This is a genomic window from Bacillus sp. FSL W7-1085, assembly GCF_038595035.1.
GTDB classification, from domain to species: Bacteria; Bacillota; Bacilli; order Bacillales; family Bacillaceae; genus Bacillus; species Bacillus altitudinis.
In genome coordinates this window covers 3,308,313-3,334,330 of record NZ_CP152000.1, presented here as the reverse complement: position 1 = coordinate 3,334,330, position 26,018 = coordinate 3,308,313, and the positions used below count along the sequence as shown (strand labels likewise).

General features: G+C 41.4%; 20 protein-coding genes. 12 read left to right on the top strand and 8 right to left on the bottom strand.

The genetic code is table 11. From position 1 onward, the window contains the following. Positions 1 to 168: 168 nt before the first annotated feature. The 5 genes from MKY11_RS17305 to kduI form a co-directional block, all read right to left on the bottom strand. A complete protein-coding gene (locus tag MKY11_RS17305; protein WP_024719279.1) occupies positions 169 to 1,314 on the bottom strand; it encodes a Ger(x)C family spore germination protein in 1,146 nt (381 codons plus the stop codon). Beyond that, positions 1,311 to 2,411 carry a GerAB/ArcD/ProY family transporter gene (locus MKY11_RS17300; RefSeq protein ID WP_342501638.1) on the bottom strand — a complete coding sequence of 367 codons (1,101 nt, stop codon included), beginning with the start codon at positions 2,409 to 2,411 and terminating at the stop codon, positions 1,311 to 1,313. Before MKY11_RS17300 ends, MKY11_RS17305 begins: the two co-directional genes overlap by 4 nt. A gap of 3 nt (positions 2,412 to 2,414) precedes the next feature. After that, entirely contained in the window at positions 2,415 to 3,881 is a 1,467-nt protein-coding gene (locus MKY11_RS17295; RefSeq protein WP_024719277.1) for a spore germination protein, read from the bottom strand. 104 nt (positions 3,882 to 3,985) lie between these two features. After that, positions 3,986 to 4,759 carry a 2-dehydro-3-deoxy-D-gluconate 5-dehydrogenase KduD gene (gene kduD / locus MKY11_RS17290; protein ID WP_058213531.1) on the bottom strand — a complete coding sequence of 258 codons (774 nt, stop codon included), beginning with the start codon at positions 4,757 to 4,759 and terminating at the stop codon, positions 3,986 to 3,988. 4 nt (positions 4,760 to 4,763) lie between these two features. Beyond that, entirely contained in the window at positions 4,764 to 5,591 is an 828-nt protein-coding gene (gene kduI, locus MKY11_RS17285) for a 5-dehydro-4-deoxy-D-glucuronate isomerase (protein WP_017368169.1), read from the bottom strand. A gap of 257 nt (positions 5,592 to 5,848) precedes the next feature. On the opposite strand from kduI, the gene MKY11_RS17280 reads away from it, so the two are divergent. From MKY11_RS17280 to manA, 11 genes are all read left to right on the top strand, one after another. Beyond that, positions 5,849 to 6,859 carry a LacI family DNA-binding transcriptional regulator gene (locus MKY11_RS17280; RefSeq protein WP_058337009.1) on the top strand — a complete coding sequence of 337 codons (1,011 nt, stop codon included), beginning with the start codon at positions 5,849 to 5,851 and terminating at the stop codon, positions 6,857 to 6,859. Between the two features lie 86 nt (positions 6,860 to 6,945). Then, entirely contained in the window at positions 6,946 to 7,962 is a 1,017-nt protein-coding gene (locus MKY11_RS17275) for a sugar kinase (protein WP_082627033.1), read from the top strand. After that, entirely contained in the window at positions 7,934 to 8,542 is a 609-nt protein-coding gene (locus MKY11_RS17270) for a bifunctional 4-hydroxy-2-oxoglutarate aldolase/2-dehydro-3-deoxy-phosphogluconate aldolase (RefSeq protein ID WP_024719273.1), read from the top strand. The genes MKY11_RS17275 and MKY11_RS17270 overlap by 29 nt, the downstream gene beginning before the upstream one ends. A 109-nt stretch (positions 8,543 to 8,651) precedes the next feature. Further along, positions 8,652 to 9,107, top strand: coding sequence for a GNAT family N-acetyltransferase (locus MKY11_RS17265; protein WP_024719272.1), 456 nt, complete (start codon positions 8,652 to 8,654; stop codon positions 9,105 to 9,107). A gap of 70 nt (positions 9,108 to 9,177) precedes the next feature. After that, on the top strand, positions 9,178 to 10,179 hold the full coding sequence (locus MKY11_RS17260) for a sugar-binding protein (RefSeq protein ID WP_342501637.1): 1,002 nt from the start codon (positions 9,178 to 9,180) through the stop codon (positions 10,177 to 10,179). Then, on the top strand, positions 10,176 to 11,618 hold the full coding sequence (locus MKY11_RS17255; RefSeq protein WP_342501636.1) for a sensor histidine kinase: 1,443 nt from the start codon (positions 10,176 to 10,178) through the stop codon (positions 11,616 to 11,618). Before MKY11_RS17260 ends, MKY11_RS17255 begins: the two co-directional genes overlap by 4 nt. Further along, positions 11,612 to 13,033: a response regulator gene (locus MKY11_RS17250; RefSeq protein ID WP_342501635.1), complete on the top strand. Its 1,422-nt coding sequence runs from the start codon at positions 11,612 to 11,614 to the stop codon at positions 13,031 to 13,033. Before MKY11_RS17255 ends, MKY11_RS17250 begins: the two co-directional genes overlap by 7 nt. 99 nt (positions 13,034 to 13,132) lie before the next feature. Further along, positions 13,133 to 14,401, top strand: a complete 1,269-nt coding sequence (locus MKY11_RS17245) for an ABC transporter substrate-binding protein (protein WP_035389707.1) — start codon at positions 13,133 to 13,135, stop codon at positions 14,399 to 14,401. 57 nt (positions 14,402 to 14,458) lie between these two features. Next, positions 14,459 to 15,430, top strand: a complete 972-nt coding sequence (locus MKY11_RS17240; protein ID WP_024719268.1) for a sugar ABC transporter permease — start codon at positions 14,459 to 14,461, stop codon at positions 15,428 to 15,430. Beyond that, positions 15,427 to 16,248, top strand: coding sequence for a carbohydrate ABC transporter permease (locus tag MKY11_RS17235; RefSeq protein WP_008343219.1), 822 nt, complete (start codon positions 15,427 to 15,429; stop codon positions 16,246 to 16,248). The genes MKY11_RS17240 and MKY11_RS17235 overlap by 4 nt, the downstream gene beginning before the upstream one ends. Positions 16,249 to 16,395: 147 nt before the next feature. Then, positions 16,396 to 17,346: a mannose-6-phosphate isomerase, class I gene (gene manA, locus MKY11_RS17230; protein ID WP_007499909.1), complete on the top strand. Its 951-nt coding sequence runs from the start codon at positions 16,396 to 16,398 to the stop codon at positions 17,344 to 17,346. Between the two features lie 47 nt (positions 17,347 to 17,393). Here the strand turns inward: manA and MKY11_RS17225 are convergent, their stop codons facing one another. Beyond that, positions 17,394 to 21,008 (bottom strand): CDP-glycerol glycerophosphotransferase family protein, encoded by a 3,615-nt coding sequence (locus tag MKY11_RS17225; RefSeq protein WP_342501634.1) that lies wholly within the window; start codon positions 21,006 to 21,008, stop codon positions 17,394 to 17,396. Positions 21,009 to 21,320: 312 nt separating this feature from the next. Here MKY11_RS17225 and MKY11_RS17220 point away from each other — a divergent pair, with 312 nt between their 5' ends. Then, positions 21,321 to 23,951, top strand: a complete 2,631-nt coding sequence (locus tag MKY11_RS17220; RefSeq protein ID WP_342501633.1) for an N-acetylglucosaminidase — start codon at positions 21,321 to 21,323, stop codon at positions 23,949 to 23,951. 17 nt (positions 23,952 to 23,968) lie between these two features. Here the strand turns inward: MKY11_RS17220 and MKY11_RS17215 are convergent, their stop codons facing one another. Further along, entirely contained in the window at positions 23,969 to 25,156 is a 1,188-nt protein-coding gene (locus tag MKY11_RS17215) for a CDP-glycerol glycerophosphotransferase family protein (RefSeq protein WP_342501632.1), read from the bottom strand. An 11-nt stretch (positions 25,157 to 25,167) separates the two neighbouring features. Further along, positions 25,168 to 25,938 (bottom strand): WecB/TagA/CpsF family glycosyltransferase, encoded by a 771-nt coding sequence (locus MKY11_RS17210; RefSeq protein WP_024719265.1) that lies wholly within the window; start codon positions 25,936 to 25,938, stop codon positions 25,168 to 25,170. Positions 25,939 to 26,018: the final 80 nt, after the last annotated feature.

The window sequence follows — 26,018 nt, the reverse complement described above, 5'->3', positions numbered from 1 at the left end:
GTCAGTCCTGCGCGCCGGTGCTCGCGAATCCTTCATTCGCTCCGCTCCGGTACTCGTCCTTCCTAGACTGCAAAGGTTTTCTATCACGCTGAAAAGAAGACAAAGGGCTAAAACAAAGTTCATTTTAGCCCTTTGTCAACCATCTAAGGCGGATGACCGCCTTTTGTGCTACCATTTAAAGCTTTTTGTTGCGCCTTCTGCACCAAAGTTCAAAATGCTCACTTTTACGTCATATGCAATGTCTACTTCTTGAAATAGTGTATCCCATTCATTGCGGTGCTGATCCCAAAAGTCTGGATACTTGATGCGCACCTGCCGATTTAAAAGGATCGGGTCAACGCCAACTTCTTTTTGCATGTGGTGGACAGCTTTTTGAATGCGCTCTTTGATTTTGCGTTCAAAAATGCGCTCAAATCGTTTGATGTATTGCTCATCGTATGAGTTTTCAGGGGGATATTGATCTTCTGATAGTTTCCCGTTTGTTTGTACACTAATGTTAAAGGAAATCTTTCCGTTCTTCAGATAGGGTTCAATCTTGGATTTTGCTTTCTTGATTTCATACGTAATCGGAAAGCCTTTGTAGGTGGCGGGTACGACTCCGCCTGAGATGCGATTCATGACCCAGTTTAAAGATTGGACATCTTTTGCTGGAATGAACCCTATCAGCTTTCGTGTTTTTCCATGGATAATGCCTGCACCATCATAGGTGAGTTCTCCGTTTACGACATCCACACTTTGGACAAGAAAGCTTGTACCCATCTGAAAGTAATCCGACGCTCGGCCAATACGTGTTGGCAGTAAAATCTTTCCGTTAAAGCTCCGGTTTTTTGATGTTTCAAAAATATGCTCGACTGGCACCTTTTGTTGTGATTTTAATTTTTGATTGATGATTTTTGATGCCTCATGGCGTGACACTAAGAGGTAGCTGCTTCTTCGAACCTCATCATCTCGTATAAAGTGGTTGAGTGTTCCTTGAATATCATGATGCTCGGCTTGATTTTTGCCAAACAAAAAGATTTTGAGGTGATCACTGTAAATCGGCGGGTCCTTCAAAGCGACATTGCTGACTGCTTCCAGTACATTTTTCCCCTTTGAGACGACATTCACATAGCCAGGGGAATCTGCTTCTTGTGTACCGCCCATTTTAGGGACAAGGTTTTGATAGGTGAGTTTGACTCCGTTATCATCTTCCTCGTCAATTCCAACACCGCGCACAAACGATAATTTCTCAATATCCTTTAAGTCCCAGCAGCCTGTCGATAAAAGCAAAAGACAGCAAGACAGAAAGGTGAGCCATAAACGCCGCCCTTTCATGCAGATCGACCTCCCCATTTTTTACGTATCATGAGCAGAACAGCTGTTATAAAAGGAATCGCTAACACAGCGAATAATGCATAGCCGAGTAAAGTCGAGTAGTAAAAGACTTCATTGATATTTCTCGGAAAAAGAGAGAGAGCTGAGGTCAGCAAAAACAGCAACCATAGCAGTCTCGTTAAATTGGTTGTCTTAAAAACCGTTTGACAGCCTTTAATAGCAAATTGGAAAAAGCCCAGCATACAAATAAACTGCTGGCACGTCCAGATCGTCAGTAAGAAAATATCAAAGCGTTCAATGAAGACCCCTTCTAGTTCTAGCGCTTGAATGAGTGAGACAGTGGGCCAGGTGAGTGATTTCGTTTCTCCAACCGTCATGGAACCAATCACAATAAAGAGCGTGAGGGAGTAAATAAGTGTGGTGATCCCTACACCGATCGCTGCGGCCCATTTCGCTTTTGACCATTTGTCTTTATAGATAAGCGGTACGACAAACAAAATGACTTCAAAGCCTGTAAATTGAATAAATGTTTGAGAGAACAAATTACTAAAATCTTTAAACCCGTGCGCCATCACTGGGCGTAAGTAATCAAAATCAAATATTTTCAAACTAAACAGCATGAGCCCAATGTAAATGATCATGGTCATCGGATAAATATATGTCACCATTTTCACTACCGGAAAAATTCCGCTTTTTAAATGATAGGTGGCCACTAGTAAAAAAATCATCACAATCACGGTCATCGGGGTCGATTGCAGCAGGAAAAATTGAACCACTTCCCCTAGTACACGCGCCTCAAAGCCAACAATGGCTAGTAAATAACCGATCAGCATTAGGTTAAAGATCGTGCCAAAGAAGGCACCGGCTCCTTTTGTATTCGATTCAAAAATGGTATCCGGTGCATTCTTCTCCGCAATCCAACCTAGCAAAAAAGCAATGAAAGCAAAGATGACTCCCTGTATTAATACAATGATCCAGCCATCAGGGAATCCTGAATTGGCAGAACTGCGTGGAATGGTTAAAATTCCAGCGCCTATCATTGTAGAACTGCACAGAATGGTGACTTGTAACAATGATAGCTTCTCAGCTCTGTACATCGTTTACTCTCCTTGTCTTTTGAGATTTTTTGTCTTGGCTGTTTTCGGTCTTGATTTAAATAGCCCTATTGGTAAACGAACGTACGTATCTTTTAAATCTGAAAACGGTGAAGACAAAACAGGTGTGAAATAGTCAAAACCAAAGGTCTTTAGCTGCATCAAGTGACAAAGTACAAATAAATAACACATGATGAGGCCGTATAATCCAAACATGGCTGAACTGAAGATCGCCATAAACCGCAGAATGCGTAAGGGGAAGCTGAAATCATATGATGGAGCAGTGAAATCGGCTAGTGCCGTCAGAGACACAATAATGACCATTAAGGCACTGACGATATTGGCTTGGACAGCCGCCTGTCCAATAATGACGCCGCCAATCAGTCCAATCGTCTGCCCGATCGCCCTAGGAAGACGAAGTCCAGCTTCCCGCAGCAGTTCAATCGTAAACGACATCAAAATGGCTTCCACTACAGGAGGAAAGGGCACATTTTGCCGGCTGCCTGCGATGGTAAGTGCCATTCGTGTTGGTAATAAACCAGGATGATAGGAAACAAGGGCGATATAGAGTCCCGGTAAAAAGATCGTCAAAAGCACGGCAATATAACGGAGCAAACGCAAAAGAGTCGCACTTGTCCATCTTTGATAATAATCCTCCGGTGATTGCATCAAGGCAGTGAGTGTCATCGGCATAATGAGGGCAAACGGCGTCCCATCGAGCAAAATAGACACCTTTCCTTCGAGCACAGAGGCAATCACCCGATCAGGACGTTCTGTATTTTGAATCTGCGGGAAAATAGAGATATGACTGTCTTCAATCAGCTGTTCTATGTAGCCGCTCTCAGGAATATCATCCATTTTGATTTGCTTCATACGAGAGAATACATCATCTACTAGTTTGGGGTCTGCGATATCACGAACATACACAAGAGCAGCAGATTTCTTGTTACGAGTACCTATGTTCACCTTTTGAATGACAAGGTTCGGATCGTTTGCTCTTTCACGAAGCAATGCCGTGTTTTTTTCAAGATTTTCAATAAATCCAATCCTTGGTCCTCTAACAAGGACTTCTGATTGCGGCTCCTCTACTTCTCTAAATTGAAAAAGATTCGTATGGAGCGCAAGAGCTTGAGTGGCCCTATCCACAAATAAAATAGCCCTGCCGCTGTATAACTGCTCGATGGCAAGGTTCATATCTTCCAGCACATCATTTTGAATACCAAAGAACGTTTTAGAAAGGAGAGAAAGTGTGGTGTGGTCGACCTCAGTGATGGTCAGTTCCTTTTGCATAGGTGAAATAATTTGTTTGGAAAGCATCTCAAATTCTGTGAGTCCTTCAACGTACACGAGACATGCAGAGACAGCGGAAGGACCAAATGAAAAAGAGTGGAACACGATATCATCACTTTTGCCGGCAAAGCTTTTGACACGCTGAATGACGGACTCTATATCTTGTTCAATACGACTTTTCATAATACCTCACCCTCATGTCTTTTTTTATAGAGTGACTCGGAAGGAGAAGAATTATGCAAATAGAAAAAAGAGAATCCCCTAAAATAGGAATTCCCTTCACATGTTTATCTCGCCAGCCAGCCGCCATCTACGGCTAAAATATGACCGTTCATATAATCAGAGGCAGGGGAGCTGAGAAAGACGGCGGCACCTGCTAGATCTTCAGGCCGTCCCCAGCGTCCAGCGGGGATTCGTTTCAGAATCTCTTCATTCCGGTTCGCATCGTCACGAATGGCTTGCGTGTTATTGGTTGCAATATAACCAGGCGCGATCGCATTGACCTGAATATGCTGACTTGCCCATTCATTTGCAAAAGCTTTCGTCAAACCTGCGACAGCATGCTTACTTGCTGTATAAGCGGGAACAAAGACACCGCCTTGAAATGATAGAAGGGAAGCGATATTGACAATTTTCCCTTGCCCTTTTTTCAGCATCTGCTGTCCGACCTTTTGCGTGAGGAAAAAGAGACTGTTGATATTCACATCCATGACAGTATGCCAGTTTTCCTCTGAATATTGAGCAGCCTCTTCTCTTTTAATGGTCCCAGCATTATTGATCAAAATATCAATTGAATGCTGTTTTAAAAGGGCATCAACATCCCGCTTTGCGGACTTAGGATCTGCAAAGTCTACTTGAATCGCATGAAATGATCTGCCGGTCTGTTCGACAAGTTCTTTTGTTTCATCAAGCGGCGTATGGTGGTAGGTGCCGATGATATCTGCACCTGAACGGGCAAGCGCTACGGCAATACCTTGCCCAATACCAGTTCCAGGACCTGTGACAAGAGCTGTTTTGCCTTCGAGGGAAAAGAGGGACGCTACATATGATGTCGTCGTCATCTCATTACCTCAGCTGGTCCATCGGGACAAAGTCCATATCTTTAAACGTATAGTTTTCTCCCGCCATTGCCCAAATAAATGAATAATTTGCGGTACCTGAGCCTGAATGAATGGACCAGGCAGGTGAGATGACGGCTTCTTCATTTGCTACAACGAGATGTCTCGTTTCAGATGGCTCCCCCATAAAATGAAAGACACGTGCGTCTTCCTCTATATCAAGATATAAGTACACTTCCATCCGCCGGTCATGTATATGAGCAGGCATCGTGTTCCATGTGTTATTGGTTTCAAGCTGAGTGATGCCCATCATAAGCTGGCAGCTTTGGATGCCGTCTGCATGAATGACCTGATACAGATTCCGTACGTTCGAGGCGGATGCTTCCCCTAAATGATTCGGTGTTAATTCAGCAATCGCAGCCTTTTGTGTCGGATACGCTCTATGAGCTGTGGCTGACACAAGATAAAATTTGGCCTGCTCACCTGATGAACTAGCAAACTGTACATGTTCGTGTCCAAGTCCAATATATAAGAAATCTTTATGCTCCAGCACAAATGACTCACCATCGACTGTAACCGTACCTTGGCCGCCGACATTCACAATGCCAATTTCCCGTCTTTCAAGGAAATATTCTGTACGTAAAAAGTCGCCGGCATCTAGCTTGATCGGTTCTGATGTCGGCATAACACCGCCAATCACCACACGGTCCTCATGCGAATAATATAGCTTCAATTCACCACTGACAAAGAGTGTCGGAATATGAAAATGACGACGAAGTTCCTCTGTTGTAAAACGCTTGACCTGCTCAGGATGTACAGCATAACGATTTTCCATTTGAGATAAGCCTCCCTTTCCATCTGAAACATATGATTGTTTTATTTGGTATCGGTTTCAAGGAAAATTCTAGAGGAAAAAGAGAGCGGCGTCAACCGTTAATTTGAAATCGCTTTCTTTAATTGTATAAAAGCTTTTTTTCTTCATGTTCATGAAAAAAATCTTCTGATACAGTTCAACTTGTGGTATGCTTTTTTTAAGTTTATTTGAAATCGGTTTCGAAACAAATGAGAAGATCAATCTTGGGAGTTTTTTGTATGAAAGAGAAAAAGCAAACGAAAGTCACCATTAACGAAGTTGCAGCATATGCAGGTGTCTCAAAATCAACGGTATCCAGATACATCAATGGCAGAACAAATGAAATTTCTCCTGAAAAGGTAAAAAAGATTAAAAAAGCCATTGAGGAGCTCCATTACCGTCCGAGTCAGCTTGCCCAAGGATTGAAAGTAAGAAAGAGCAAGGTCATTGGTTTTATTGTGGCTGATATTACGAATCCATTCTCTGTTGCGACACTTCGTGGTGTGGAAGAGATTTGTGATGAATATGGATACAGCATCATGGTGTGCAACACAGATAATCGTCCAGAAAAAGAACGAGAAATGCTTCTGAAGCTGAATGCGCATTATATTGAAGGGCTGATCATTAATACGACCGGTCAAAACAATGACATTTTGCAAGACTTTAAGCAAAACGGTGTACCGATTGTTCTTGTTGACCGTAAGTTACCTGAACTCAAGGTTGATACCGTCACAACGAATAACCGTGACATCACGGCTCGTCTACTTCACCAAATGTATGAAAAAGGCTACGAACATATCGCTTTCTTTACTGAGCCGGTCGATGGGATTAGTCCACGTGAAGAACGAAAAGAAGCCTATGAACAGACGGCGATGAGTCAACATAAGACACCTATGATTGCAGAAATCAATTTGAAGCAAAAGGAACAAATGCGAGATGAGATTTGTCGTTTTTTACAATCAAGCCATCAGAAAAAAGCGATTTTAGCAGGCAATGGATTACTCATGCTGAAGCTCATCAGTGAACTTGTCGATCTTGGGGTAAAGATTCCTGAGGAGATAGGCATTGCCGGATTTGATGATACAGAATGGTATAAGCTGATCGGGCCAGGCATCACTACGGTGGCGCAGCCATCTCATGAGATGGGGAAAGCGGCGATGCAAAAAATCAAGACGCGTCTTGAAGGGGATAAGAGTGCACCCCAGACCATTCAACTTGATGGAGAAATCATTGTGAGAAAATCTTTATAAACGTTAGGCAGAGAAGAGTATACATACGTGCATGCTCTCTCTTTTTCAACTGTTTTGAAACCGGTACCAAGAAAGGGGAGAAATGAGTGAAAGCATTGGATGTGATCACATTTGGGGAATCAATGGCGATGTTTTATGCAAAAGAAATTGGCGAGCTTCACCAAGTGCATACGTTTCAAAAAGCACTTGCTGGTGCAGAGAGTAATGTTGCGGTCGGCTTGGCAAGATTAGGCTTTAGCGTAGGCTGGATGAGTAAGGTCGGGGCGGACTCACTTGGTACATTTATTTTAGAAGAGCTTCAAAAAGAAGGGGTCGATACGAAGGCAGTACTCCGTTCAAATGATGGAGCCAAAACAGGAATATTGCTTAAATCAAAAGTCATCGATGGAGACCCTGATGTGACGTACTACCGAAAAGGCTCTGCTGCGAGCACATTGAACCCAAGCGATTTCCCGTCCACTTATTTTCAGCAGGCAGGACATCTTCATATGACCGGAATCCCGCCTGCTGTGTCTAGTGAAATGAGAGCGTTTTCTTTTCATGCCCTTAAAGAAATGAAAGAAGCAGGAAAAACCATTTCCTTTGACCCGAACCTTAGACTTCAACTATGGGAAGAGGAAGAAGACATGATTCATACGGTGAACCAGATGGCTGCTCAAGTAGATTGGTTTTTCCCAGGGCTTGCAGAAGGTCAAAGACTCACTGGATGTCATGAGCCGGAAGCGATTGCGGATGTTTATTTACAAAAAGGCGTCAAGCTTGTGGTCATTAAACTGGGAGCGGAAGGAGCCTATTTCAAAAGTGCATCCGGCCAAGGTGTAGTGGATGGTTTCCATGTGTCTCATGTCGTGGATACAGTCGGAGCTGGTGATGGATTTGCAGTGGGAGTGATGAGCGGTCTGCTGGACGGATTATCATATGAAAAATCGGTGACAAGAGGCAATGCCATTGGAGCACTTGCAGTCATGTCCCCAGGAGATCACGAGGGCCTGCCGACTCGAAAAGAGCTTCAGGCATTTATAAAAGAAGCCAAACGATATCAAAGGCGACACGATATGAAGGGAGATGAGAGGTATGGGAAAGTCAGCAAGTATGAGCGTTAAAGAGAAGCTCGCAGCTTGTAAACTCATTGCGGTGGTCAGAGCAGGTAGTGAAGCAGACGGGATAGAGATGATTGGTCGTTTAAAGAAAAAAGGGGTGCGGGCCATCGAAGTGACATATACCACGCCCAATGCAGAGCGGATCATTGCATCTTACCAGCATGACCACGACTTGATTGTCGGAGCTGGAACGATTACAACGCTTGAGCAGGCACAATCAGCCATTGAAGCCGGCTCTCAATTCATCGTTAGCCCTGGATATCTTCCTACTATCGGAGAGCACCTATCTTTTCACGATATACTCTACGTGCCAGGTGTTTTGACCCCGAGTGAAATTATGCAGGCAAAAGCAAATGGATACAGCGTGTTAAAGCTTTTTCCGAGCGGCTCCTTCGGTTTGTCCTATATGAAAAATTTGCAAGGTCCGTTTCCAGAGGTTGAGTTCATCCCAACAGGAGGCATTCATCCAGTCGATGTGCCAAAGTGGCTTGAAGCAGGAGCCGTTGCAGTAGGTGTCGGCAGCCAGCTTGAAAGCAGTACAGCAGAAGAATTACAGGCTGTTCTTTCTTCCACCATCATGTAGTTCACATAAACAACCGGCTGATGACTGCCGGTTGTTTGTTCGTTTATCTGACATAAAAGATGGGAAGGCGCTTCTTTTCACATAAAATGAGCATAAAGGAGAGGTCGATATGTACATTCAACAAGATGAACTAAAAGATGGTCAAATTGAACAATTGATTAAAGCTCATTTAGAAGAGATGAAAAAACATTCACCGCCAGAAAGCATTCATGCCCTTCCGTTAGACCATCTGAAAAAACATGATGTCACAGTATGGAGTGCAAGGGATGGAGAGGTGCTTCTTGGCTGCGGAGCCATCAAGGAGCTATCAAGTGAACATGGTGAACTCAAATCGATGAGAACGGCAGCAGCCCATATGCGAAAAGGCGTGGCGAAGCATCTGTTGACCCACCTTCTCCAAGAGGCGAAGCGGCGGGGGTATAAAAGAGTGAGCCTTGAAACAGGTGCGATTGCTTTCTTTGAACCGGCAAGAAAATTATATGAAAGCTTTGGATTTCAATATTGTCCGCCTTTTGGTTCATACCAAGAAGATCCGAACAGTTTATTTATGACAAAGGAATTATAGAGGTCGAGAGAGTATGCTTTTATAAGCAGCTCTTTTTTTATGCGGCAACAATGGAAGGAGGAGAATGTGAATGAAATGGTCGAAGTTGTTCGGAATGGGCGCATTTCTCACATTTTGTGTCGTATCTGTTCTTTTTTTATCTATATTAGGTCAAGATTTAGTTAAAATTGAAAGCGCTTCCGATGAGGCGGTATCAACTTATCAATATCACTTTGTTCTTGTACCAGAGGAACTTGATAATGAATATTGGCAATTGGTGCAAAAGGGAGCTGCTGATGCGGCGGAAGTTCATCAGGTGTATCTTGAATACCTAGGTCCAAAGCAGGCTGATTTGGATGATCACCTGAAAACCATTGATATGGCGATTGCTGGTCATGTGGATGGCATTATGACGCAAGGGCTCGATGCAAAGAGATACAAACCGCTCTTTCAAAAAGCAAGAGAGAAAGGTATAGATGTCGTCACAGTCGATACCGATGCAGAGGGGAGCAAGCGTCAAGTGTATGTCGGAACAGATAACTATTATTCTGGCTTTATCGCCGGACAGGCACTCATCGCCGATACAAAAGGCGAACAGTATGTGGGCATTGTGACGGGACGGCTTGATGCGATTCACCAGAAGCTTCGCGTGAAGGGGTTTCGAGATGCCGTTTCTGGTGAGAAACGCATTCATATTGCTGGAATAGAAGAGTCGGCGATTACAAAATCAGGTGCTTCCGGTGCTGCGTATAAATTGTTAAATGATCATACGCAGCTCACCGCATTTTATGGAACAAGTGCATTAGACGGAGTCGGCATTATTCAAGCAACAGAGCAATATCATTCGTCTAAAGATGTTTATGTGCTCGCATTTGATACTCTGCCTGATACGATTCAAGCGCTGGATGATGGGAAAATTGATGCAGTGGTTGTACAGCATCCTTATGAAATGGGCTATCAAGCGGTTGAATCTCTTGTTCGTTTGCAACAAGGGGATAAACAAGAACCGCTGCAGTACACAGGGACGAGTGTGATTCGGCGAGGAGACCTGCCCCTTCATCAAACGGAAAGACCACAGGGGGTTCAGCCATGAGAAAAATACGAAGTAAATTATTATTGGCATTTTTAATTCTTGTGCTCCTTGGTAATGTGGCCGCTTTTTTTGTGTATTGGAGCAGTTCAAAAATCACATCAGAATATAGCAAGAGCTTTCGTTCCTTTCTCCTGCTGAATGATATTTCGACAGAAGCAAAAACGATGTATGAAAAGGTCAACGCCTTTGCCATCGAAAAGGATCAGGCGTTTGCCAAGGGGTATGCTGAATCAAAACAGAAAATGACATCATATGATCAAACATTACTCAAAGATGCAGGGCTTCATGCCGCCATCCCCTCCATTGAAAAATATCGATATATGATGCGGACGCTCATAAACGAAAGTGATGCGACAATGAATCATGTCAAAGAAGGGAAAATCAAAGAATATGCTGCAAGTGTGAAAGAAGTAAGAACCGTGTCCTCTTATATCCAAGAGCAGACAATGACTCTTTTGGATGATGAATTATCTGAGTATCAAGTACTCTACCAATCCCTTCAAAAAAGACATCAAACGTATGCGCTTTTTACTCTATGTCTGTTTACATTATCGATAGGCATCGCTTTATGGATGGCCTATATCATTGCGGGTGGAATTTCAAGACCGATCGTTCATCTGTCTCGAAGTGCCAAAGAAGTATCAGAAGGAAATTTTGACGGTCCGAATTTGCATGTGTCATCAAAGGACGAAATCTCTGTGTTAAATCATGCCTTTGAGCGAATGCGGCGAGAGATGAAGGTCATGATTGAAGAGATGAAACAAAAGGCCGCTTTAGATCAGAAAATTAAAGACATGAAGCTGAAAACACTACAAAACCAAATGAATCCACATTTTTTATTTAATACATTAAACATCGTTTCACGTATGGCGTACTTAGAATCAGCTGATGCGACATCGAGATTGATACAATCCGTTTCTACACTGATGCGGTATTCGCTATCTCCTCTCAGCGCATCTGTTACGTTAGAACAAGAAGTGAAAGTGGTAAAAGAATATTTTCATATACAAGAAACAAGATTTTCCGATCGTATTACATGCAAAACGACCATAGATGAGTCGTGTCTATCTGTTCACATTCCGAGCCTTACATTGCAGCCGCTTGTCGAAAATGCCTTTATTCATGGGGTAGAACCAAAAGAGGAGGGGGGGCTTGTAGAGCTCTCTATTGATCGAGATGATGGCTTTGTCATGATTCGGATTCGGGATAATGGACTTGGCATCAGTGATCAAGAGAAAAAGAGATTGCTATCGCAAGAGGAAGAAGATCATCCAGACACACGTAGTAAAGGTCACTCGACAGGAATTGGTCTTCGAAATGTGATGTCGAGGCTGCGTTTGTTTTACGGAGTGCAGGATGCCCTTCAAATTGATTCAAAGCCAAACGAAGGGACCACCATTCAATTGACAATACCAATCAAGGAGGAACGAGCATGCTGAACGTGCTGATTGTGGATGATGAAAAAATTGAACGAATGGCGATGCGTAAGTTCATGACCGAATGGCTGCCAGACTGTCATATTGCAGGGGAAGCTGCGAATGGAAAAAAGGCGGTGGAATTGGCGCGGTCTAAGCCAATTGACCTTGTGCTCATGGATATTCAGATGCCAGGCATGGATGGACTCACAGCGATCAAACAGATCAAAGCAAGCTGTCCTCATACTAAATTTATTATGCTGACAGCCTACGATACGTTTGATTATGCCAAACAAGCCATGCAGGAAGGGGTCAAACAATACCTTGTCAAACCAGCTGATAAAGACGAAACCATTACAGCGATTCGTTCTGTTGCGGCAGAAATTCAGCAGGAGGTCTCCCTGCGGCAGGCGGAGAAAGTCAATCAGCAGTCAAAATGGCTGGAAGCTCATGTGTTGAACGGCCAATCTTATTCCTCCACAGCGTTTGAGCGGCTGTTTCAGGATTTTCAAGCAGGTCTAGTGATCGCTGTTCAGCGGACAGGCGGGGATCAACTCCTGAATCATTTGCAGGAGTCTGCTCTTTTTCAAGCAGTGCCTATCCAAGTGAGCGGTGAGCTGTTCACATGCTTGATTTACAGCCGTCAATCACCTGGTCATCTAAAGGCGAATGTACTGCAAGCCATTCGCGCTACCATGACAAGCGAGCAGCATTCACCTGTCATTGTTGGCATGGGTCATCCTGTCTCAAATCCACTTCAACTTCAGAAAAGTGCGGCAGAAGCGAAGCTTTCCTATTATCAGCGAAAAAAAGATGACGGTGCGGTTCGTTATGGCTTTTACTATACAGATAGACAACCTTACGTATTGATCAACTTGCCTGAGCTTGCCGATGACATGATGCTGGCACTAGAAGAAGGGAGAAGAGATGATGCTCTTGCTTACTATGATGCCTTCCAATTAGAAGGGGCAACCATCTCTCATGTGAAAGAGCTGCTCATTTTACTCAAATCACGACTTCGTGCAGATGTGCCGATTCTAGCTATCACTACAGAAACAGAATGCCGCCAATGCTGTGAACATTTATTTGATCTGTATGAAGCAAGAACCCAGACGGTGAATGATATAGAACGGGCGAAACGATACATTCAAACACATTTTTGCGAACATATCACGCTGGAGCAAACGGCCGCCTATGTTGATTTAAGCCCGACGTATTTCACCAAACGCTTTAAGGATGAGACAGGTCTGACGTTTAAAGAATATGTGACGACCTGTAGGATGGATAAAATGAAGAAGCTACTGAAAGAGAGTTCGCTTAGTTTAAAAGAAATCACCTATCAAGCAGGATATACTGATCCGAATTACGTCAGTCGTGTGTTTAAAAAAATGGTTGGCTGTTCACCGAAGGAATATCGAAAACAGGTCGTAAAAAAATGAAGAATTTCATAAAAAAGTGAAGAAGTTTGCCTGAAAAAAGGCAAGGATCTGCCAGTATACTTATTTTGATAACGCTTACAAAATAGGGATGGGGGATCCATGATGAAGTTTAAATTAGGCTTTACTTTATTGGCACTCTGTATGCTGGTCGTCTCTGCTTGCAGTTCATCGACGAACTCAGATGCAAAAAAAGAGGGCGGAGCGGAGAAACTAGAAATTTTCTCTTGGTGGACTGGTGCAGGTGAGGAAGACGGACTGAAGGCACTCATTCAATTGTTTGAAGAGAAAAATAAAGACATTCCAATTGAAAATGCAGCTGTCGCTGGTGGCGCTGGTACGAATGCAAAGGCTGTTCTAACAAGCCGGATGCAAGGAGATGATCCGCCAGCTACTTTCCAAGTACACGGGGGAGCAGAGCTGAATGAGAGCTGGGTAGCCGCAGGTAAAATGGAGCCGCTGGATGACCTTTATGAGAAAGAAGGCTGGAAGGATAAATTTCCAGAATCACTGATTGACCTTGTGAGCAAAGACGGGAAAATCTATTCCGTTCCAGTGAATATTCATAGAGGCAATGTGCTTTGGTATAACAAAAAAGTATTTGAAGATCAGGGCTTAGAACCGCCAACGACGTTTGATGAATTTTTCAAAACAGCCGATGCCTTAAAGAAAAAAGGGATTACTCCACTTGCGCTTGGGGATAAAGAACCTTGGGCAGCGACTCATTTGTTTGAAAGCGTTCTTCTAGGTGTACTAGGTGCAGATGACTATCAAAAACTTTGGGCGGGCGACTTAAAAATGGATGATGCAAAAGTGAAGGAAGCGGCAGACATCTTTGGACGTATGCTCGAATACGTCAACGACGATCATAGCTCGCGTAACTGGCAGGATGCCTCACAGCTCGTGGCAAAAGGGGAAGCTGCAATGAATGTCATGGGCGACTGGGCAAAAGGATACTTTGTGAATGATCTAGATTTGAAGGTGAATAAAGACTTTGGATACGTGGCTACTCCTGGTACGGAGGGCAGCTTTATGGTCATCACGGATACATTCGGACTGCCGAAGGGTGTCAAACAGCCAGAAAACGTGAAAAAATTCTTATCTGTCTTAGGATCTGTGGAAGGACAGGATGCGTTTAATCCGTTGAAAGGGTCAATACCGGCACGTGTGGATGCAGACGTATCAAAATATGATGAATATGGAAAATCGGCAATGAAGGCGTTTAAAGAGTCAAAGCTCGCACCGTCTCTTGCGCATGGCTCAGCTGCTGAAGAAGGTTTTGTCACGAAGGCGAACCAAGCCGTCAATATTTTCGTGACACAAAAAGACAGCAGTCAGTTCGTTTCTTCTTTAAAAGATTCAATGAAATAAAGATGAAAGAGGCGGCCGTTAGGCACCGCCTCTTTTTTAAAAAAGGAGTGTAGCTTCATGCGCATGGACACATCGCCGATCACAAAAACACCAGCAGCAAAAGTGAAACGTGTTCGGAAAAAATGGAATGGAGACCAGCTGCTTGCCCTGCTATTTTTAGCACCGTCAGCTGTTTTATTATTCATTTTTGTTTACGGATTTATTGGCTGGACAGGATATGTTTCATTATCGAACTGGACCTCGCTTGTTCCTGATTTTTCTTTCGCAGGTATGAAAAATTATGTCATGCTGTTTCAAGATTTTCGCTTTCAGTCAGATCTTCGAAACACGGTCTTTTTTACATTATTCTTTATTGGAGCAGTCATTGCTTCTGGGCTTGTACTCGCCATTTTACTAGACCAGAAGATCAAGGGGGAATCACTTTTTCGGAATCTCTTTTTCTTTCCGATGGCCCTTTCCTTTGTTGTCACAGGTGTTGTGTGGCAATGGATCCTAAATCCATCTACTGGGGTGAATCTGTTTTTAAAAACACTCGGCATCCAGCCCAAGTGGTACACGGATACGAACATTTTAGCTGGATTTGTCTGGGGAAAAATTGAGTTTGGTGTACCGGCAGCAATGATTGCAGTTGTCATCGCTGCTGTGTGGCAGATGACAGGGTTCTCACTTGCGATGTATTTGGCTGGTCTTAGAGGCATTCCAGAGGAAGTGAGAGAGGCTGCTAGAATGGATGGCGCAACCGAGTGGCAAATCTACTGGAAAATCATTTTCCCGCTGTTAAAACCAATCACAGCGAGCGTCGTCATTATCATGGCACATATTTCTTTAAAGATCTTCGATTTGATTTACTCGATGACAGGACCAGGTGCAAACTTTGTCACCGATGTGCCAGGTGTTTATATGTTTGAAATGACCTTTAGAGGAAACCATTATGCAGGTGGTGCCGCCATTGCGATCGTCATGTTGATTTCTGTTGCGGTCTTTATCGTGCCGTATCTCCTGTCTAGCCGGAAGGGGGCTTCATCATGACCGCAAGAGGATTTGTCCGTCCAGTTCTTTATGCTTTATTAATACTGTGCAGTTTGTTTTTTCTCATGCCTGTTTATGTCATGCTCGTCACAAGCTTAAAGCCATTAGGTGAAGTTACCCTTGAGCGAATGTGGTCGCTTCCATCTACACTTGATTTCTCAAGCTACAAAATCGCTTTTGAAAAGTTATCACCCAATTTAATGAATTCTCTTTATCTAGTCATTCCTGCTACCTTATTGTCAGCTGTATTAGGTGCGATGAATGGCTATGTGCTGTCTAAATGGCGCTTTAAAGGATCAGAAGTGGTGTTTACCTTCATGTTGTTCGGTATGTTTATTCCATACCAAAGTATCCTCATTCCACTTATTCAATTTTTACGTGAAATCGGCTTGTATAACTCCATTCCGGGACTTGTACTTGTCCATGTCGTATATGGCCTGCCAATCACAACACTCATGTTCCGCAATTTTTATGTGAGCATTCCTGATGAAATGATTGAATCAGCGAAGATGGATGGAGCTGGGTTTATCGGGATCTTCAGACATATGATTTTGCCGCTTTCCATCACAGGGTTTGTCGTGGTTGCCATTTGGCAGTTCACAAATGTGTGGAATGAGTTTCTATTTGCGGTCACTATGACCACAGCAGAGAATCAGCCGGTCATGGTTGCACTGCAAAATTTATCAGGCAGTCAAATTGTGCAATGGAACGTCCAAATGGCAGGGGCGATATTGGCAGCGCTGCCGACACTTTTGGTCTATATTCTACTCGGAAAATACTTTGTGAAAGGACTTCTTGCAGGCTCTGTCAAAGGGTGAATTGATTTTCTTGTTATCGTTTTCATTCGGTGTACTGAAAGGATTGACTTCTCTTTAGATAGCGTCATAATAAAAGTTGAGACTTGCTAGTTTTCATCATGCTAGGCGAGGATTATCAAAGGGTAGCAAAGGGAGGAGTCATCCTGAATGAAGCAGTCACCAATTTTTTTACTGCCTGAATTGAAGGAGAGAATATGGGGAGGTACAGCCTTAAGGGATCAATTTGGCTATGATATTCCTTCTGATCAAACGGGAGAATGCTGGGCAATTTCTGCTCATCCAAACGGACCAAGTGTCGTGCAAGACGGTCCATATAAAGGGAAAACGCTGATCGAACTATGGGACAATCACAGAGAATTGTTTGGGGGAATAGAAGGCGATCGCTTCCCGCTCTTAACCAAAATTTTAGATGCAAACCAAGATTTATCCGTTCAAGTTCATCCAGATGATGATTATGCGGAAAGACATGAAAATGGCGAGCTTGGGAAAACAGAGTGCTGGTATATCATTGACTGCAAAGAAGGCGCAGAAATGATCTATGGTCATAATGCAAGGACGAGAACTGAGCTTGTGACCATGATGAACAGCGGAGATTGGGAAGGCCTTTTGCGGCGAGTGAAAATTAAGCCGGGCGATTTTTATTATGTGCCAAGCGGTACCATTCATGCGCTATGTGAAGGCACACTGGTTCTTGAAACGCAGCAAAGTTCAGATACGACCTATCGGGTGTATGATTATGAACGAAAAGACCAAAATGGCCATGAACGTGAACTTCACTTCACGCAGGCCATTGATGTTACCACGGTTCCTCATGTAGACGGTTATGCAGATGAATCAGTAGAAACTCGTCCAGGGGTGACCATTAGAACATTTGTAGAAGCAGAATATTTTTCTGTGTATAAATGGGAAATTGATCAAAAAGTAGAGCTATCGCAAGATTATCCGTTTTTGCTGTGCAGCGTTATTAATGGGGAAGGGTCCTTAGAGCATAATGGACATACATATCCGCTGCCAAAAGGAGCCCATTTTATCCTGCCTGCTGAAACAGGGAACTTCACCATTGAAGGATCTTGTGAACTGATTGTGTCACATATATAAAGAAAAAGACTTTCAAGCATGGAATAGAGCTTGAAAGTCTTTTTTAGTTAATTTAACACTTTATAAAAAGTATCCATTGCTTTTTTATTGTACTCTTTATAATTGAATGGAGCATAAGCAGGATTTGTATGATTACTAAAGTTATTTAGCCCTCCTACAAGTCCATCGACACTGTTATTGACTAAAGCACCATATTTGCCATTCTCTAAAACTGTTCGATTTGCAATAATATCCGTTGCCAAGATATCCATTCCTAACGTCATGGCTTCTAAAAGTACCATTGGCTGGCCTTCATAGTGTGATGATAAAACAAAGCAGTCACACATTTTTAGGACGGTAAATGGATTTTCAACTTGGCCAACTAAAAACACATAGTTTTGCAATTCTAATTCGTCTATTAACTTTAGAAGGTCATTTTTAAGAGGACCATCGCCGAGAATATATAGTCTGCTGTTTGCATTTGTTTCTAAATGTTGTTTAAAAGCAGTAATTAAATTATCTTGCCCTTTTTCTGGAGACAGACGTCCCATATTAACAAAATTATAGTGTTTTTTGGAAGGGTAAGGAACAAATTCATTTCCTATTTCAAACCCTCGAACTTCAAGAATTTCAATCGCTTTTTTATCTACCCAGCCTACTTTTTCGTTATTAAACACTATGGAACAGTAAGTTGATATAGGTGTGGTAATTTCTTCTGTAATATCAACTTCTTTTTGATTGTAAAGATAAAAATCTTTCAAGACTTTAAACCTAGTATCTTCGTTCGTTTTGCTATAAATTTTAAATTCGTTCAAATGAAGAGAAGCAGAGTAGCTCACTTCTTTACGATTTAAAATAGTTTGATGATCTAATGTTTTAAACGCTTTTACATGTAACCATCCAATCACTTTTTTATCTAAAGAGAATTGGTAATATGTCGCTTCTTTTGTTTTATGGCTCTTGTGTACAGTCACAATAGCACCTTTATATAACTCAGCGCTGCAAACTTCTTCATATCCGAAATTTGGATATGCTTTTGTCCATATTGTATGATTCTCTGGATGGACAATTTTCATTTTTTTATTTATATTTCTTTCTAAAAGTGTTCTATTAGGCAATGAGCGAATAAACTCTGCATGTTCGTGGTAATTTTTGTTCAATAATGTTTGTATTTCTTTTTCCATCATGACTTGCTTTTCCTCAGATTGAACACTATTTACTTCATAATTCTTCAGTATTTTTAGTGCAGATGAGTCTATCCAGCCTATTAGTTGTTTGTTGATATAGAATCTGCAGTAGAGTGAACGTTCAGTTCTAGCTTCTCGGTCTATCTCTACCATAATATTCTTATAGGGGTGACTCGAAGAAACCTTTTTAATTCCCCTCGTTTTAAAGGGTTTAGTCCAAATATCATTATGTTTAGGGTTGGTGATTAATGCTAATTTATGAACTTCTTCTTCACATATAATACTATCTGGAAGAAGTTTAAAAGCATCTTTATTTAGCCATCCCACAACATGATCTTCATAAGAGAACTTATATAAAACTTCGTTTTGTTTTGTTACAGCTTTTCTTGTAATCATCACTACATTGTTTTCAAACTCTTTGCTTGAAAAAGTGGACAGGTTATCTTCTACTAACGTAGTGAAGATTTTATCATGTTTGCTGCTTAGAATTTTTGCTCTTGATTTAAAAGGTTTATTCGATTGGATAAGGCTTGATGTGTTTTGGTCACCAGATTGTAATTCTATTCCTAATATTTTGTCTGGATTGATTGAGTTCATCACATAATCAAACTTACTTTCATCTGTATAGCGAGATAAATTTTGTTTGTTCAATTCCATTGTGCCTTTAGAAACACTGACCAATTTATCAAATTTATGATATATGGTGAATAAACCTCTCAAATTTATTTTATGAGGCTTCTTACCATTGATCGTTCTTTCGCTATCAGAGAGAAGATCATTATGCATAAAACATATTTTTGTTTTAGCATCTGCAGAAACGAGATATTTAGCCCAATATAAACTATATCCGCTAAAATCAATGACATGGTCAAAAGTGGATTTTCCGAAAAGGCGACTAAATTCTCTGGAATAAGCATCTTGTGGATAGAGCTTTTCCCCGAATTTACTGGTTACTCCACGATTATGAATGAATTTATCTTTATAAACTTCTTGTAAAGTGTAGACAGGTAGGCCTGGCTTGAAAATAAACCTGACATTTTTATTGACTTTTGCAATATTATTTAATACCTCTTTGGAGTTTGGTGTGCTCATATAGCAACTAACATCATATTTATGATAATCAATATTTTGTGTTAAATTAATGAAAGAGGAAGTGATACCATTATTTTTCATTCCCCCAGGGTAAATCAATATCTTTTCTTTCTTTTCATGAAGAGCATTGATGAAACGGATGTCTTCCGTTTCATTGTTGAAAATAGATTTAACAACTCTCTCAGTCACTTTACCATCGTCATGTTTTGTGAAGTCATGTTTAAATTGATCATACTGACGTTTAAATTGTGAATTTATGTCTTCTATATGAGCAATCGAATCTGCCAAATTTTTAATGTTATAAAGGCGGGGACCAGGAAGGTCTTTAAGATTAAAATACATGCCTCGCTCTTCATTATATTCATCTGCATCCCACATATAAAAAAGAACGGGTTTATTTGTAACTAGAAAATCAAAAAATATACTTGAATAGTCAGTAATCAATAAATCGGTCGCACTTAGCAGCATATTTGTATCGATAAAGTCTGGTATCAGCCGACCTTGTAATTCTGCTGATTGACTGGCTTGGTGATACAGAAATGGATGAAGCTTAAGAAGGATATTATATTCTTGACTAAAGCGTTCATGTAAGTAATTCAGGTCAGAAGTGATCTGAGTTAAATTGTTTTTAACTTTACCTACACTTGTCCCTTTCCAAGTAGGGGCATATACAATGGTTTTTTTGTCTAAAGAAAGGTCTACTCCAAAAGAGTGAAGATCTTTTTTAAATTCAAGGGAATCAGTATTCAACGTTAAATCAATTCTTGGATACCCTTCTTCTATAATTTTTCCCGAGAAAAGATGTTTCAACTTATAGCTATTTATAAACATACTTGTTGTATGTTCATTTGGGCTAATGAGATAATCTGAGCTCAAAAAATTTCTCAATACATTCTGAGAATGTGCAGGGTTTCCTGGAATATCAAAGCCCATATATTTCAATGGTGTGCCATGCCATGTATTGATATAGACTTGTTCCTTTTTACATATAAAAAATGGTTGAAAAGTAGAGTTGTTTATTAAATATTTTGCAGTTGCTAAGTATTTCAAATAATCTTTAGAATTTCGCTTTACAAAAATGATGTTTTTATAATCGGTATACTTATCTAAAATTGGTTTTAATATTTCAAAATCATCAATTGACCAAATATGTGTATAGTCTTTGAAATGAGGCTGATGTAACAAATATTCAAAAATGGCTAATGGGCTATCGGTCATACTTTTTCCGTCTCTAGATTCATATAGTACGGTTTTTTCAACAACATCAAAACGTTGATAATAGTATGCATATAAATTGTTTCTTTGGTGTCTTTTGTCCTTTATAAAATTCATTAAAGGGTCTTTTAAAAATTTTATTTTTCGTTTTAATATTTTTTTCTGACGTTTAAAAATTTTCTTGTTCATCATTATGACTCCTTTGGAGATTACTATTGAAAAAGTCAAGAAATTCGTTGTGATATAAAATACAAGTGAATTTTAAATTTCTATAAATTCTAATGATGCTAAATGATACCATACCTTTAAAGAAAAATTAAGAAATCGCTATATCTTTAAAGTAAATTTAAGATGATGTATTGAGGTGAAAGTCCCCCAAAAATGTCACTTTTCATAGGTGAATTTAAATATATTAAGCTTATTTTGTTAAAAAAGTCTGGTGTTTTTGTCGATAAAGAGATTAGTAGACTATTATGCAAAGTTAAGAGAGGGACAGGGAACGTGAAAAAAACCATCAAGATTATGTTACTCGCAGCTGCCTTTGGTATGACATTACACCCAGGCAAAGAAGTGCAAGCAGCCTCCTATGTCGATCAATCCATTTATACGATTAGCACCTCAAAAGTATTTACAACAGAAGCAGAAGTCAAAAAAGCGGTTGACACGTTGAAAAAGGATAAGAAGTGGACAGCCACGTATCAAACCTCAGGAAATACATCGACTTATCAGCTAACTGCCTCAGGATATGACTCACAAGCAGCAGCGAGTGCAAGTGCCGCTGCATTAAAAAAAGAGTTAGGCATGAGCGGTACGGTGTCTCCAGTAGGTGACCGCCTTCCTTTACAGAAAATCGTATCTGATCCAATCAACGATGAAAGTCAGGCGAAAAAACTGACGCTCGAGCTGACGAAAACATCAGGACTCAATAGCGCGTATGAAGCTATCAATCAAAGCAGACCATCATATCAGGTCATTTCAGGAGCCATTGATTCTGAAACGAAAGTCAAAAATATTCAAACCGAACTACAAAAACAGGCCGGAGTCACTAGTACATATCAAACCGAAAACAAAGCTGGCACCGTGTATCAGCTGATCTCAGGCAATATTGTCGGACAGAGTAAGGCAAATACCATCCTGCAAGGTTTTCAAAAGGAATCTGGTTTAAAAGCAGTACTCCAAACGGTAGCAGCAGGCAAACCGTATTACATCGTCACATCTGCTGCACAAACGAATCAGTCTAAAGCGCAAACCCTTCTGACCCAGCTGCAAAAAGAAGCGAAAATCAGCGGAAAGATTCAGAAGGCTGGAGCTGTTAAAAATGTATATAGCATGGAATCAGGCTATTTCAAAGACAGTAAGCAAGCAGCCTCAGCGGCGGCTCAGATCAAAAAACAAGCTGGTGCGTCAGGTACTGTGCAGCGAGTAGGGAAAACGAAAAATTATATCGTAAAGCTCAATCAATTAAATGACACAACTTACGCAAAAACAGTTGCTTTTTTCAAGAAAAAGAAATGGCGCTATACGTCTAAAAAGATCTCCTCTACACAGCCATATCAAGTAGTGACTGGGAATCTTTTGGGCGATGATCAAGCAAAAAAAGCAACGGCATTTTTCCAAAAGAAAAAAGTATCCGCCACAACGAAAAAAACAGGCAAAGCATCTGATAGCACGTATCGACTTGTCGTGAATCAAGCAACGGATCAGACAAAAGTAAATAAAGGTGCTGCATACTTAAAAGCACAAAAGGTGACAAGCAGCATCACAACAGGCAAGGGACAAGCCGTCAGTAAAGCATACAGCCTAATGACAACTCCTGTATATGATCAAAGCAAAGTAAAGCAGGCACAAGAGATCATGAAAAAAAATGGAGTTGCTAGCAGTACAAAAACATTAACAGAAGCTGTTAAGCAATACCGTATTACGACAGAGGCAACTGTGAATCAGACAAAGCTGAATCAAGCCTTAAGTTATTTAACCAAACAAAAAATGAAAGCAGCCGCTCAAAAAACGGGAGCAACTGATTATGGTCAATATCAGATCAAAACAGGGGTTATTTCGACTGCTGCCTTAAGAGACCAAGGCATGACATTCTTCAAAAAACGAAATGAACCAGCTGCTTATACAACAACGACAAAACCGGCATATAAAATCAACATCACACAGCAGTTTACAGGGTTACCAAATGCGAATGCGGCCATTGCTTTTGTGAAAAGCCAATACGGCTGGACAGCCACTGCGACCAAAATCAAAAATGGTCCAATGGTGATGCAGACGAATTATAACCTCACAGTCAATGAGATGGTAAACAAACAAATGAAGGTGTCGCCGCAGACAGATGGTGCAGCCTACGTCTATGCGACATATGTAGACCCAGCGACGTCCACAGTGAATACAGACGGGCTAAATGTACGTTCTACACCTGATTCAAGTTCGGCTAGCAACATCGTCGCACAGCTGAACAAAGGGACAAAAGTGAAGCAGCTTGGAAAAGAAGGCAACTGGATCAAGATCAGCCTCGGCTGGAGAAATGCGAGTTCAGCAGAAGTATTAAAATATGTAGATCCAGCGAATATCGCGGAGGGCACTCAATCTTATTTTCAATTTCTCAAACTCTCTGAAGCTGCAAATCTCAATCCAACTGAAGTGAATACGAAGATTTTAGCAGGGAAAGGCATTCTTGCCGGAAAAGGACAAGCCTTTATCACAGCAGCAAAAACGTATCATATTAACGAAATCTATCTGATTTCACATGCATTGCTTGAAACAGGAAACGGCAGTTCCATTTTAGCGAACGGTACGAAGTTTAATGATAGAATCGTGTACAACATGTATGGCATTGGTGCATATGACAGTAACCCGAATTACCTCGGTGCAAAGTATGCGTATGAACAGCAATGGTTCACACCAGAGGCAGCCATTATTGGCGGGGCAAAATTCATTGGCAACAGCTACATCAATAATGCCACGTACAAACAAGATACCATTTACAAAATGCGCTGGTCTGCGACAGCCACTCACCAATATGCAACAGATATTGGCTGGGCTTCTAAACAGGTCACTCGTATGTATAGTTTGTATAACTTACTTGATAACTATACGCTGTATTATGATATCCCCGTGTATAACAAATAAAAAAACGTCCGTGCTTCTTAATGAGAAGCCGGACGTTTTTTGTGTAAGAGCTGATGTTCAATAAAGGAAAGAAGCTGCTGACTTGATTTCCCTTTTGAATATTGATTCCATTCCTCAGCAAAGGTTTTCAATAAGTCTTGATTGGCTGATTCGTTTAGCTGCTTAAGCTCCGTTAAGAGCAGATCTTGAGTGACGCAAGCCTTTCCTGGAATGATGTCTTCATAACGTTCGACTAAGCCGCGTTTTGTGCGATAAGTCTCTAGATCGTAAGTGAAGAACAAAACAGGCTTTCGGAGCAGCGCATATTCAAACACAATGGACGAATAATCTGTAATCAGGACATCGCATACAGAGAGCAATGGAAAGAGCGGCTGATCGGACACATCAAAGATCCACTCGCCATCTGTTTCTGCTTTGGCTAAATGTTTCACCGCAGGATGAAGTTTGACGAGCAGAATATAGTCGCCCTTCAGCTCACTCTGCAATTGTTCTTTAGAAAAAGGTAAGACAAGACCGTCCATTGCAAAGTCCCGGTAGGTCGGCGCATACAGCAGCACTTTTTTGCCTTTTGGAAAAATATCCGTCTGAAAGGAAATAGGGCGCTCATCATAGTACGCATCTGTGAAGGGGACACCTGTTGGCAAAAAACGATCGTCGTTGACGCCAAATGAAGTTTTGAAAATCTCGCGCATGTGATCTGAGCCAGTAACGATATAATCGAAAGACGCATAGACCCGCTTGAAACGCTGCAGATCACGAGAACTACGGTGATGATTTGAAGCATCTTCAAGACCGAACTTTTTCAAAGCACCATTGGCGTGCCACACTTGAATACAAGTGGTAGAAGGTCTATTTCTTAGCACACTTGTCATCAGAAAATAATTATCTGTGACGACGACTTTGCTTTTTAGCATCGTATAGATACATTGAATGAGATGGATGGGATTTTTTTCATGAAAATAGCGAAATGACACATGAGGCACGTCCTTGTCTATCACGGAAGCATGCTTCGTATAGAGGACAGTGAGCTTCATTGTCATATTCGCCTGTTTTTGATAAGTATCAATGAGAGCAGCTGCGTTCTCTTGGAATGAAACAAGCAGCGTCACCTGATTGTCACGAGGTTTCACGCCGCTCATGAGCCATCCAGCAAAAGAAACAAAAGCTGCATAGCATGAGATGATCATTGAGCGTATATTCATCATGTATCAGTCTCTCACAGCTGCTTCGTCTGATCTTTTACTTGCTCAGGATAGTAGCGCTTTTTCCCTTTGTTTTCTTTTAATACGGCAAAAGCGTACTTTGGGATATTCAGCATTCGTTTCCATCTCCACGGATTGACAATGAGTCTGTACAGCCATTCCGTATTTGTTTTAATCATCCAGCGTGGTGCACGCTTCACCGTTCCGCTAAATACATCAAAGCTTCCGCCTAAACCGATGCAAACAGCTTGCGGGAACAAATGACGGTATTCATAAATAAAGTTCTCTTGGTTTGGATAACCTAAAGCAACAAACACCATATCTGCTTTTGAACGAGCAATTTGTTTTGCCACAAACCGTTTATCCGCCTGATAACCATCACAGCTGCCTGCAATCACCACATTCGGATATTCCGTATCAATTCGCTGTTTGACAGCCTCAAGCACTTCTTTTTTCGCACCATATAAAAAAATACTTTTAGATTGCTTGTTTGCGAGATCAAGCATAGACATGAACACATCAAAACCTGCAATTCTTGATTTCAATGGACTTTGCGTCATGCGTGACATCAACACAACGCCTACACCATCCGGCAGTACATAATCCGCAGAAGAAACAACTTGATGATATGCATCATCCTTCATGACAGCATAGCCGATCTCTGGGTTCACTGTCGCAATCATGGCGCCTCTTCTCTGGGAAATATGATGCTGGTTGATATAGCTAATAAATTCATCTAAGTCACCATTTACATAAGAAAGGTTAGAGACCACTTCTGTTTGCATTGTTCAGACCTCCTTTTTCATTTTGTTATCTATGAAACGTTCATTGTAAATTCATTCTTCGCCTACTCATCATTTTATCA

Excerpts from the sequence above, each read along its gene's own strand:
- MKY11_RS17250 (WP_342501635.1), top strand. The coding sequence starts at position 11,612 with ATGCTGAACGTGCTGATTGTGGATGATGAAAAAATTGAACGAATGGCG.
- MKY11_RS17265 (WP_024719272.1), top strand. The coding sequence starts at position 8,652 with ATGTACATTCAACAAGATGAACTAAAAGATGGTCAAATTGAACAATTG.
- MKY11_RS17235 (WP_008343219.1), top strand. The coding sequence starts at position 15,427 with ATGACCGCAAGAGGATTTGTCCGTCCAGTTCTTTATGCTTTATTAATA.
- MKY11_RS17270 (WP_024719273.1), top strand. The coding sequence starts at position 7,934 with ATGGGAAAGTCAGCAAGTATGAGCGTTAAAGAGAAGCTCGCAGCTTGT.
- MKY11_RS17280 (WP_058337009.1), top strand. The coding sequence starts at position 5,849 with ATGAAAGAGAAAAAGCAAACGAAAGTCACCATTAACGAAGTTGCAGCA.
- manA (WP_007499909.1), top strand. The coding sequence starts at position 16,396 with ATGAAGCAGTCACCAATTTTTTTACTGCCTGAATTGAAGGAGAGAATA.
- MKY11_RS17215 (WP_342501632.1), bottom strand. The coding sequence starts at position 25,156 with ATGATGAATATACGCTCAATGATCATCTCATGCTATGCAGCTTTTGTT.
- MKY11_RS17245 (WP_035389707.1), top strand. The coding sequence starts at position 13,133 with ATGATGAAGTTTAAATTAGGCTTTACTTTATTGGCACTCTGTATGCTG.
- MKY11_RS17225 (WP_342501634.1), bottom strand. The coding sequence starts at position 21,008 with ATGAACAAGAAAATTTTTAAACGTCAGAAAAAAATATTAAAACGAAAA.
- MKY11_RS17300 (WP_342501638.1), bottom strand. The coding sequence starts at position 2,411 with ATGTACAGAGCTGAGAAGCTATCATTGTTACAAGTCACCATTCTGTGC.
- MKY11_RS17295 (WP_024719277.1), bottom strand. The coding sequence starts at position 3,881 with ATGAAAAGTCGTATTGAACAAGATATAGAGTCCGTCATTCAGCGTGTC.
- MKY11_RS17260 (WP_342501637.1), top strand. The coding sequence starts at position 9,178 with ATGAAATGGTCGAAGTTGTTCGGAATGGGCGCATTTCTCACATTTTGT.
- MKY11_RS17210 (WP_024719265.1), bottom strand. The coding sequence starts at position 25,938 with ATGCAAACAGAAGTGGTCTCTAACCTTTCTTATGTAAATGGTGACTTA.
- kduD (WP_058213531.1), bottom strand. The coding sequence starts at position 4,759 with ATGACGACGACATCATATGTAGCGTCCCTCTTTTCCCTCGAAGGCAAA.
- MKY11_RS17240 (WP_024719268.1), top strand. The coding sequence starts at position 14,459 with ATGCGCATGGACACATCGCCGATCACAAAAACACCAGCAGCAAAAGTG.
- MKY11_RS17255 (WP_342501636.1), top strand. The coding sequence starts at position 10,176 with ATGAGAAAAATACGAAGTAAATTATTATTGGCATTTTTAATTCTTGTG.
- MKY11_RS17305 (WP_024719279.1), bottom strand. The coding sequence starts at position 1,314 with ATGAAAGGGCGGCGTTTATGGCTCACCTTTCTGTCTTGCTGTCTTTTG.
- kduI (WP_017368169.1), bottom strand. The coding sequence starts at position 5,591 with ATGGAAAATCGTTATGCTGTACATCCTGAGCAGGTCAAGCGTTTTACA.